This window comes from Frigidibacter sp. MR17.24, from assembly GCF_037095655.1.
Classification (GTDB): domain Bacteria; phylum Pseudomonadota; class Alphaproteobacteria; order Rhodobacterales; family Rhodobacteraceae; genus Frigidibacter.
This window is the reverse complement of sequence record NZ_JBAWKE010000004.1, coordinates 292468-302878: the sequence shown is the minus strand read 5'-3', so window position 1 is coordinate 302878 and position 10411 is coordinate 292468. Positions and strand designations below refer to the sequence as shown.

Genomic DNA, 10411 nt, shown 5'->3' with positions numbered 1-10411 from the left:
GATAGCGAGGGGAAGAGGGCTTCGGCATGGCCCGAAGCTAACGTGCAGGATTCACGACGTGAATCCGCCTCACTGATAAGTGCAACAACGCCGGTTTGATCTATAATTTCGTCTTTAACGGCGCGGCTCCCGCAATCGGGAGCGTCAGGCGGGCACAGAGGCCTCCCTCGCGACCATCGTTCAAGGAGAACCTTCCGTGGTGGCGTGAGGCCACCCGCTGGACCAGCGCAAGCCCCATGCCCAGACCTTCACCGCCGCCAGTCGTATTCCGTTGGCGCACGAGGTCGCCGCGCTGGAAGGGCTCCAGCAACCGGCGACGCTCGGTGGCGGCGATGCCCGGGCCAGGATCCGACACCTCGATTGCCACCTCGCCTCTTGTCCTCGTTGCGGTGACCCGGGCACTCCCGCCGTATTTGACGGCGTTGTCGATGAGATTGCCAAGCGCGCGCAGGAGGAGCTGGCGGTTGCCGAGGACGGGGATCTGTCGGTCCGTCGACGGAAGTATGGCGACAGCCGGGTTGTGCGCATGCAGCCGGGCGAGGTCGGCGCAGAGGCTGTCGATCGTGATGCACTCGGTCAGCCTGACGAAATCCGTGGCGGCATAGTCGTGCGCGGCATCCGCCAGATGCGAGATCTCGCCGATGTCGCGGAATGCCGCCTCCTGAAGCGTCGCATCCGCCTTGCGCAGACGCATCGACAGCCGCGCGAGCGGTGTGCGCACGTCATGCGAGAGTGCCGCGATCATGTCCGTGCGTGCGCGGTCGGCTTCGGCGATCTGGTGCTGCATCGCGTTGAAGGCGCGGATCAGGTCGCGCAGGTCCGGGGCGCCCGTTTCCGGCTGGGGTCGCGGTTGCAGCGTCGCGCCGAAGCGCCGCGCGGCTTGGGACAGAGGCTTCAGGGGCCGGGTCTCGCGCCAGACCAGCGCGATGGCGAAGACCGCGAACCCGGCGCTCAGCAGCGCCGACAGGATGCCGGCGGGAATGCCCAGCACCGTGAACGGCGCCTGTTGGCGACGCTGCACGATCAGCCAGCTACCGTCGGCCAGCCCCACCGCGATCCGCGCCCGTCCGGGCGACAGCGCCGCACGAAGCTTCGGCAGGGGCGCATCCGCCGCCGCAGCGGGGATGGCGAGGCGAAGCGGGCGGTCCCTCAGCACGTCGGAGGCGCCCGCGATCAGCTCGCGCGCCCAGGGCAGCGGCACCTCGCCCTCGGCCCGGCCGAGCAGCCGCGCGACGAGGCCCGCGTCGCTCTCGACCGCCGGCGGAAGCTCGGCCGCGGTCTGCAGGTCGATCAGCCCGTCCGAGAAGCCGTGCACCATCATGCTGCGCTCTTCGGGCGTCGCCCGGTCGAACAGCGTGACGATGTCGGCAAGCTGCGCCGGGAACGGCAGCAGCCGCGCGTCGGGCGCCGTCTCGCGCCGGTCGGCGAGATAGACCGACAGCATCAGCAGCTGCAGCACGCAAAGACCCAGCGCCAGCGACAGGATCAGCCGTCCGGCAAGCCCGGGCCCCCTCATGCCGTGCCCCGCTCGACGCGCGGCGCGAACATGTAGCCGCCGCCGCGCACGGTCTTGATGATCTGCGGGCTCGCCGCGTCGTCGCCCAGCTTGCGCCGGAGCTTCGAGATCTGCACGTCGATCGCCCGGTCGAAGGGGCCGCCGGCGCGCCCGCGCGTCGTATCGAGCAGGTGCTCGCGGCTCAGCACCCGGCCGACCGCGCCGACGAGGCAGGCCAGCAGGTCGAACTCGCCCGAGGAGATCGCGATCTCGCCCCCCGAGGGGCGATGGGTCAGCCGCCGCCCGGCGATGTCGAGCCGGAAGTCGAGGAAGTCGGCGAAGTCGCGCGGCCCGGCGGGAGTGTCGATCCCGCGCCGCAGGATCGCGCGAAGCCGCGCCACCAGCTCGCGCGGATGGAAGGGCTTGGGCAGATAGTCGTCGGCACCGAGTTCCAGCCCGACGATGCGGTCGATCTCGGTGCCGCGCGCGGTCAGCATCAGGATCCGCATCCGTCCCTGCGGCGCGAGGCGGCGGCAGATCGACAGCCCGTCCTCGCCCGGCAGCATCAGGTCCAGAAGCAGCACGTCGGGCGTGGCCCGCGCGAGGTGGCGGTCGAGCGCCGCGCCATCGGCGAGCGGCGTCACGGCAAAGCCCTCCTCCGCAAGCATGGCCGCGGTCAGGCCGCGCAGCTCGGCATCATCCTCGACCAGGGCGATCTGCGGAGCGGTGGCGGTGTTCGGCATCGGGTGATCCCTCCGGCTTGCCCTGCAAGATAGCGGATCGCCGCGGCGGACCAAATTCCCCTGCGATCCGGGATTACAAAACTTCACCGTCCCTGACACGGCGCACATCCGCGGCTTACGGCGGGTCCGCATCTTCGGGTCATCGCACAAGACAACGAAAGGACTTCGCGATGACCAAGGCACGCAGCAACGACAGGCTTCACGCGATCGGCGGAGGAACCGCACTTCTGATCCTCGCGATGTCGCTGCCTCCGGTCGCGGCGCAGGCGCAGTCGCGGCCCGGCACGGCACTGGCCCAGATCGACACCGACGGCGACGGTGCCGTCTCGCGCAGCGAGGCGGAGACGATGGCGAAGACGCGCTTCACACGCCTCGACCGTGACGGCGACGGCGCGATCTCGCCCGAGGAATTCGCGGCGCCGCGCCAGGCCGCCTTCGCGGCGGCGGATCGCGACCGCGACGGCAAGCTCGAGCGCGGCGAGCTCAGGGCGGCTGCCGGCGCCCTGTAAGTCGCGCCGCCCATCGGATCAACGGACGAAGGAGACAACCATGTCTCGTCAGATGACGACCCTGGCCATGTGCCTGTGCGCGGCGACCCTCGCAGGCGTCGCCACCGCGCGCGCGGATGACGACCGCAGCGCGACGATCACCACCGACAACGGGGAAACCTACACCCGCGAGGTCGAGCGCGACTGCGACGGCGGCGATGGCATCTCGTGCGACCGCGAGGTGACCCTGTCGGGCGACGACGGCGAGGTCGACCGCGAGGTCAGTCGCGACTTCGAGGATGGCGAAGGCCACCGGACCGTCACCCGCGAGGGGCCTCACGGCCGCGAGGTCACCCGCGAACGCTGGATCGACCTCGACTGACCGGCATTCGGTCCGACGGTCGGGTGCCGGTTCCCGCTTCCCCCGTCCGGTCGTCGCGACCGAAAGGGGCTCCGCCGTGGCGTCGGCGGGGCCCCCGTCATCCTCCACGGAAAGGGGTCTTCATGGCGCGCCTCCACAGCCTGTGCCTGGCAGTCTTTGCCGGGCTCTGCAGCCCGGCCTTCGCCGCGGATGCGCCTGCGCAGCTGCGGACGGTCGCACCGCGGGCCGCGATGGTGCCGCGCTACCTCGAGACGACGGGCACTGTCGCCGCGAGCCGTCAGGTCGATCTGGTGGCCCGGGTGCCGGGCGTCCTGATCGAGGCTCCGGTGCGCGACGGTGCGCCCGTCCGCGCGGGCGAGCGGCTGTTCCGCATCGATCCCGCCCCCTACGAGGCCGATGTCGCCGCCGCTCAGGCTGCGGTCGCCGGCGCCGAGGCGCAGCTTCGCCGCAGCGAGGCCGACTACCTGCGACAGCAGGAACTGGCCGAACGGCAGGTGACCCCGATGTCGCAACTCGACGCGGCCGAGGCCGCGCGGGACGGCGCGCGTGCCGATCTCGACGCCGCACGCGCCCAGCGACGCACGGCCGACATCACGCTCGGCTACACGCAGATCACGGCGCCATTCGACGGCATCCTCTCCGCCCGGACGGCGGATCCCGGCGCCTATGTCGGTGCAAGCGGTGCCGAGGTTCTGGCCAGCCTCTACGCCACCGACCCTCTGCACGTCGAGTTCTCGGTGTCCGAGGCGGATCTCTCCGCGGTTCTCGACACGATCCGCGCGTCTGGCCCGGCCGGGGCCGAGGTCGAGCTCGGGCAGACCGGGACGGACTTCTACCCGTTGCGGGCCCGGCTCGACTATGTCGCCCCGACATTGGCCACCGATCTCGGCACTCTCGCGCTGCGGGCGACGCTGCCGAATGCCGGGGGCATGATCACGCCCGGCGTCACCCTGCGGCTGCGCCTCGCACTCGGCGCGCCGCAACGCCGGCTGATGCTGCCGCCCGCCGCGATCGGAACGGATCTCGAAGGGCGCCACGTCCTCACGATCGAGGAGGGCCACCTGCGCCGACGCCCCGTGCAGGTCGCAGGCGGCATGATCGACGGTCTCCTGCCGGTCACCGGCGACCTTCGCTCCGACGCCGTCGTGGTCGCGAATGTCGCGGCCGCGCCCCCCGTCGGCAGCGCCGCCACCGCCAAGCCCTGAGGTCCGCCGATGTTCTCCGCCTTCTTCATCCGCCGCCCGGTGCTGGCCAATGTCATCGCCATCGCGACCGTGGTGCTGGGCATCGTCGCCTATCTGCGCCTGCCGGTCGCGCAATATCCCGATGTCGTGCCCCCCGTCGTGCAGGTGCAGGTGACCTATCCCGGCGCCAGTGCCGAGGTGCTGATGGACACCGTCGCCCAGCCGATCGAGCAGGCGGTGAACGGCACGCCCGGCATGATCTACATGCAGTCGACCTCGACCAACGACGGGATCTACACGCTCAACGTCACCTTCGACATCGGCACCGACCCGGCGCTCGCGCAGGTCGACGTGCAGAACCAGGTCGCGGCGGTCGAGGCGCGCCTGCCGCAGCCCGCGCAGTCGCAGGGCATCGAGGTGCGCCAGAAGTCGAGCGCGATCCTGCAGTTCATCGCCCTGACCTCGCCCGACCGGCGCTATGACAGCCTGTTCCTGTCGAACTATGCCACGATCAACCTCGCCGACGAATTGGCGCGGGTGCCGGGCGTCGGCGACGTGACGATCTTCGGGGCGGGGGAATACGCGATGCGAGTCTGGCTCGACCCGGACCGGATGCGCGCGCGGGGCCTTGCCTTCGGCGATGTCGCCGCCGCGATCTCGGCGCAGAGCCAGCCGGTCGCGGGCGGCGCGCTCGGCCAGCCGCCGATGGCCCAAGGCACCGGCTCGCAGACCCCGATCACGGTCACCGGGCGGCTCGACGAGGTGCAGGCCATGGCCGACCTCGTGGTCCGCGCCGATCCCGAGACCGGCCGGGTGACGCGGCTGTCGGACCTGGGCCGGGTGGAACTTGGCGCGCAGCGCTATGCGCAGGTGTTCCGGCTGAACGGCGAACCGGCGGCGGCGCTGGCCATCAGCCAGCTGCCCGAGGCCAACGCGCTCGACGTCGCCAAGGCGGTCGAGGCGCGGATGACCGATCTGGCGCGGGCCTTCCCCGAAGGGCTGGAATACCGCGTCCCCTTCGACACGACCATGTTCGTCGAGGCGGCGGCGCATACCGTCTGGAAGACCCTGATCGAGGCCTGCGCCATCGTGCTGGCCGTGATCCTGCTGTTCCTGCAGGACTGGCGCGCCGTGCTGGTGCCCGCGACCACGGTGCCGGTCACGCTGGTCGGCGCGATGGTGGCGATGGCGGGGCTGGGCTTCACCATCAACATGTCGACGCTCTTCGCGCTGGTGCTGGCGATCGGCATCGTCGTCGATGACGCGATCATCATCGTCGAGGGCACGGCGCGACATCTGGAAAAGGGTCTGCCGGGCCCGAAGGCGGCCGAGGCGGCGATGAAGGACCTGTTCGGCCCGGTGATCGGCATCACGCTGGTCCTGATCGCGGTGTTCCTGCCCGCGGCCTTCCTGCCCGGCCTCACCGGGCGGATGTATCAGCAGTTCGCGCTGGTGATCGCGGCGACCGCGGTGATCTCGGCCATCAACGCCATCACGCTGAAGCCCGTGCAGGCCGCACTCTGGATGCGCGCGCCGAAGCCGGTGGCCGAGCGCAACATCCTGTTCCGCGGCTTCGAGCGCGGCTTTTCATGGCTCGAGGCCGCCTATGCCCGCCTCCTGCGCCGCCTTCTTCACCGGGCCACGGCGCTCGCGATCGCCGGGGTGGCGGTCGCGGCCCTGTCCTTCCTGGGCCTCGCGCGGGTGCCCGGCGGCTTCCTGCCGCCCGAGGATCAGGGCTATCTTCTGGCCTCGGTCTCGCTCGCGCCCGGCGCCTCGCTCGAGCGCAGCGACGCCGCGCTGGGCGAGGTTCAGGCGCGGCTCAAGGATCACCCGGCGGTGGCCGACGTGGTGACGGTCGCGGGCGTATCGCTCACCGACAACAACGCGCCGCTCAGCTCCTCGGGCCTTGCCTACATCGTGCTGAAACCCTGGGACGACCGCGGCAAGGATCTGTCGCTGCTTCCGGTCTATCGCGACCTGAGCGCGCGGCTCGCCGACATACCGGACGGGCTGGTGCAACTGATCCCGCCGCCCTCGATCCAGGGCATCGGCAACACCGGCGGGTTGTCGGCGATGGTCACCCTCCAGGACGGCAGCGGCGACTTCGCGCGGCTCTCGCAGGCGACGCAGGACCTGATTTCCGCAGCGCGCGAGCGCGGGCTTGGATCCCTGCGCAGCACCACCAGCTTCGCGGCCCCGCGGCTCGACGTTTCGGTCGACCGGGCGCAGGCGGCACGGATGGGGGTCGACGTGGATAAGGTCTTCGACACGCTCTCGGGCTATCTCGGCTCGGCCTATGTCAACCAGTTCACCTGGTTCGGGCAGAGCTATCAGGTCTATGCCCAGGCCGAGGACAGCCACCGTGCCTTGGCCGAGGACATCGGGCGCCTGACCGTTCCCAACGCCTCGGGCGGCGCGGTGCCGCTGTCGTCGGTCGTGTCGGTGACCGAGACCATGGCGCCGCCGATCGTCACGCTCTACAACGGCGACCCGGCCGCGGCCCTGAGCGCACAGCTTGCCGGACAAAGCTCGGGCGGCGCGATGCGGACGCTCGAGGCGGCGGCTCAGGCAAGCCTCACCCCCGGCGTCAGCGCGACGGACTGGACGGCGCTGAGCTATCAGGAGGCGATGGCGGGCGGGCAGATCTACTGGGCGTTCGGACTGGCGCTGCTGATGGTCTACCTGCTGCTCGCGGCGCAATACGAAAGCTGGATCAGCCCGCTTGCCGTGATCCTGTCGGTGCCGCTGGCGCTGGCGGGCACGGTGGGCGTGCTGCTGCTGCTGGGGCTGCAGAACACGCTTTACACCCAGATCGGGATCATCCTGCTGGTGGCGCTGGCCGCGAAGAACGCGATCCTGATCGTGGAATTCGCGCGCGAGATGCGGGCCGAGGGTCACCCCGTGCTGCACGCGGCGGTCGAGGCGGCGCGGCTGAGGCTCCGCCCGATCCTGATGACCTCGCTCGCCTTCATCCTGGGCATGATGCCGCTCGTGCTGGCCAGCGGGGCCGGTGCCTCGGCCAGCCGCTCGATCGGCATCGCTGTCGTCTCGGGCATGGCGCTGTCGACCGTGCTCTCGGTGTTCACCGTCCCCGCGACCTTCGCGGTCCTGCAAAGGATCGAAGAGCGGTTGCGCAGCCGCCGCTGAACGCGATCCGATCAGGATGATCGCCCTGGGGCAGGGGATGTGGAGACACGCGAAACGGAGCAGACCGTCGGCCGGATGCGATCGACAGCCGCGTCACGAGCTGCAAGGCTGTCCGACGCTCACCGCTGCTTCCGATCTGGCTCCTGCGTCCCAGGTCGCACGCCCGCCACCATCGGAGGGGCGCATTCCCCACCATCACTGACGACTCCCTGGGAGCACAAATTTGGCGCTTGCTTCGTCGCGAATGTCCGCGTCGCCCGCAAAGTTGACTGACACGGGTGCGTACGCGCCCAAAATTCCGCATTTGCGGCCTTCGGTACGCACCCGTGAAGCGAAAGATCGTGGGCAAATCGCGCAACTTTATGGGTGGCGCGAAACGCTTTGGGCAATCCTGCAACCCGGTCAGAAGTCGAGGTTCTCGACGCTCAGCGCGTTTTGCTGGATGAACTCGCGCCGCGGCTCCACCACGTCGCCCATCAGCTTGGTGAAGATGTCGTCGGCCTCGGTCAGGTCGTCGACCTTCACCTGCAGCAGCGTCCGCGCCGCCGGGTCGAGCGTGGTCTCCCACAGCTGTTCCGGGTTCATCTCGCCAAGGCCCTTGTAGCGCTGCAGCGTCAGGCCCTTCTCGCCCTCCTGCAGGATCGCTTTCAGAAGCTCGAGCGGGCCGTGGATCAGCTGCTCGCGGTCGCGCCGGATCAGCTTCACCGGCTGGCCATAGGCCTCGACCAGCGCGTCGGTATAGCTGCCCAGCCGCCGCGCCTCGCCCGAGCGCAGCACCTGCCCATCAAGCGTGCGCACCTCCTCGACCCCGCGCAGGATCCGCGCGACGCGCAGGCCGTGGTCCTGCGTCGGGCGCCCCTGCCAGCCGCGCTCGTATTCCAGCGCGACGTCGTCCAGCCGCGCGGCCACCGCATCGGCCACGCCCTGCTGGTTCTGGTCGACGGCACCGGGACGGAAGGCGCCGGCGATCGCCGCCTGCTCCAGGATGTGGGCCGGGTAATGCGTCGGGAAGGCCTTGAGCGTGCGCTGCACCGCCCGCGCCTCCTCGACCACCCGGGCAAGGTCCTGGCCGATGATGTCCTCGCCGTCGGCGCGGCGCAGTACCGCGCCCTCGATCCCGGCCTGCACGAGGTAGTCCTCGAGCGCCTGCTGGTCCTTGAGGTAGACCTCGGACTTGCCGCGCGCGACCTTGTAGAGCGGCGGCTGCGCGATATAGAGGTGCCCGGCCTCGATCAGGTCGGGCATCTGGCGGAAGAAGAAGGTCAGAAGCAGCGTGCGGATGTGGGCGCCGTCAACGTCGGCATCGGTCATGATGACGATCTTGTGGTAGCGCAGCTTGCCCAGGTTGAACTCGTCGCGCCCGATGCCGGTGCCCAGCGCGGTGATCAGCGTGCCGATCTGGTCCGACGACAGCATCCGGTCGAAGCGCGCGCGCTCGACGTTCAGGATCTTGCCGCGCAGCGGCAGCACCGCCTGGTTCTTGCGCTCGCGCCCCTGCTTGGCCGAGCCGCCGGCCGAGTCACCCTCGACCAGGAACAGCTCGGAGAACTCGGGGTTCTTCTCCTGGCAGTCGGCAAGCTTGCCGGGCAGGCTCGCCACGTCCATCGCCGTCTTGCGCCGCGTCAGCTCGCGCGCCTTGCGCGCGGCTTCCCGTGCCAGGGCGGCCTCGACGATCTTTCCGACGATGGTCTTGGCCTCGGAGGGATGCTCCTCGAACCACTCGGCAAGCTTCTCGTTCACAAGGTTCTCGACCGCCGGGCGCACCTCGGAGCTGACCAGCTTGTCCTTGGTCTGGCTCGAGAACTTCGGGTCGGGCACCTTGACCGACAGCACGCAGGTCAGCCCCTCGCGCGCGTCGTCGCCGGTGAAGTCGACCTTCTCGCGCTTGGCGATGCCGCTGGTCTGGGCATAGCTGTTGATCGTGCGCGTGAGCGCGCCGCGGAAGCCCGCCATGTGGGTGCCGCCGTCGCGCTGCGGGATGTTGTTGGTGAAGGGCAGCACGGTTTCGTGGTAGCTGTCGTTCCACCACATCGCCACCTCGACGCCGATGCCCTTGACCTCGCCGGTCATGTAGATCGGCTCGGCCATCACCGGGGTCTTCGACCGGTCGAGGTACTTGACGAATTCCTTGACGCCGCCGTCATAGAACAGCTCGGTGCGCAGGGGCTCGGCCGGGCGCTCGTCCTCGATGATGATCCGCACGCCCGAATTCAGGAACGCCAGTTCCCGCAGGCGGGTCTCCAGCGTCTTGAAGCTGTAGTCGAGGTTCGAGAACGTGCCCTCGGGGTCGGTGGTCTTGGACGAGGCGAGGAAGCGCACCTCGGTGCCGCGCTCGCCGGGGGCGGGGCCGACGGAATGCACGTGGACGGTGCAGATCCCGCCCTCGAACCGGGCCTTGTACTCGAGGTCGTCGCGATAGACCGTCAGCTCCAGCCAGTCCGACAGCGCGTTCACCACCGACACGCCGACGCCGTGCAGGCCGCCCGAGACCTTGTAGGCGTTGCCGTCGGTGTCGGTGTTGTTGAACTTACCCCCGGCGTGCAGCTGGGTCATGATGACCTCGGCCGCCGAGACGCCCTCTTCCTTGTGCATGTCAACCGGGATGCCGCGGCCGTTGTCGCGCACCGAGACCGAATTGTCGGCGTGGATCTTCACCCGCACGAAGTCGGCATGGCCGGCCAGCGCCTCGTCGATGCCGTTGTCGACGACCTCGTAGACCATGTGGTGCAGGCCCGAGCCGTCGTCGGTATCGCCGATATACATGCCCGGACGCTTGCGGACGGCTTCCAGGCCCTTGAGAACCTTGATGGAATCCGCGCCATACGCAGAGGTCTTAGGGCTGTCTTCGGTCATGGGATCCGGCCTTCGTTCAAAGCTTCCGACTTTTAGCGTCCCGGGGCGGGAATGTCACCCTCAACACACAAGATTTGGGGCTTTTGAAGCAGGGGCGGGGGGGCATGCATGCCCCCCCG

General features: G+C 69.6%; 7 protein-coding genes. 4 read left to right on the top strand and 3 right to left on the bottom strand.

Translation table 11 applies throughout. The annotated features are described in order from the left end of the window. Positions 1-100: 100 nt before the first annotated feature. Positions 101-1459, bottom strand: a complete 1359-nt coding sequence (locus V8J39_RS15845; RefSeq protein ID WP_336461900.1) for an ATP-binding protein — start codon at positions 1457-1459, stop codon at positions 101-103. Positions 1460-1512: 53 nt separating this feature from the next. Continuing rightward, entirely contained in the window at positions 1513-2238 is a 726-nt protein-coding gene (locus V8J39_RS15840; protein ID WP_336461899.1) for a response regulator, read from the bottom strand. A gap of 170 nt (positions 2239-2408) precedes the next feature. Between V8J39_RS15840 and V8J39_RS15835 the strand changes: the two genes are divergently transcribed. From V8J39_RS15835 to V8J39_RS15820, 4 genes are all read left to right on the top strand, one after another. Next, positions 2409-2747: a hypothetical protein gene (locus V8J39_RS15835; protein WP_336461898.1), complete on the top strand. Its 339-nt coding sequence runs from the start codon at positions 2409-2411 to the stop codon at positions 2745-2747. Between the two features lie 40 nt (positions 2748-2787). Continuing rightward, entirely contained in the window at positions 2788-3108 is a 321-nt protein-coding gene (locus V8J39_RS15830; RefSeq protein WP_336461897.1) for a hypothetical protein, read from the top strand. A 122-nt stretch (positions 3109-3230) separates the two neighbouring features. Continuing rightward, positions 3231-4313 (top strand): efflux RND transporter periplasmic adaptor subunit, encoded by a 1083-nt coding sequence (locus V8J39_RS15825; protein ID WP_336461896.1) that lies wholly within the window; start codon positions 3231-3233, stop codon positions 4311-4313. A gap of 9 nt (positions 4314-4322) precedes the next feature. Beyond that, positions 4323-7439: an efflux RND transporter permease subunit gene (locus tag V8J39_RS15820; RefSeq protein ID WP_336461895.1), complete on the top strand. Its 3117-nt coding sequence runs from the start codon at positions 4323-4325 to the stop codon at positions 7437-7439. Between the two features lie 402 nt (positions 7440-7841). Here V8J39_RS15820 and gyrB read toward each other — a convergent pair whose 3' ends face one another. Further along, the gene (gyrB, locus tag V8J39_RS15815) at positions 7842-10292 is read right to left on the bottom strand and encodes a DNA topoisomerase (ATP-hydrolyzing) subunit B (protein WP_336461894.1); all 2451 of its coding nucleotides are present in this window, start codon (positions 10290-10292) and stop codon (positions 7842-7844) included. Positions 10293-10411: the final 119 nt, after the last annotated feature.

Coding starts and splice junctions, on each gene's coding strand:
- V8J39_RS15840 (WP_336461899.1), bottom strand. CDS start 2,238: ATGCCGAACACCGCCACCGCTCCGCAGATCGCCCTGGTCGAGGATGAT.
- V8J39_RS15835 (WP_336461898.1), top strand. CDS start 2,409: ATGACCAAGGCACGCAGCAACGACAGGCTTCACGCGATCGGCGGAGGA.
- V8J39_RS15830 (WP_336461897.1), top strand. CDS start 2,788: ATGTCTCGTCAGATGACGACCCTGGCCATGTGCCTGTGCGCGGCGACC.
- V8J39_RS15825 (WP_336461896.1), top strand. CDS start 3,231: ATGGCGCGCCTCCACAGCCTGTGCCTGGCAGTCTTTGCCGGGCTCTGC.
- V8J39_RS15820 (WP_336461895.1), top strand. CDS start 4,323: ATGTTCTCCGCCTTCTTCATCCGCCGCCCGGTGCTGGCCAATGTCATC.
- gyrB (WP_336461894.1), bottom strand. CDS start 10,292: ATGACCGAAGACAGCCCTAAGACCTCTGCGTATGGCGCGGATTCCATC.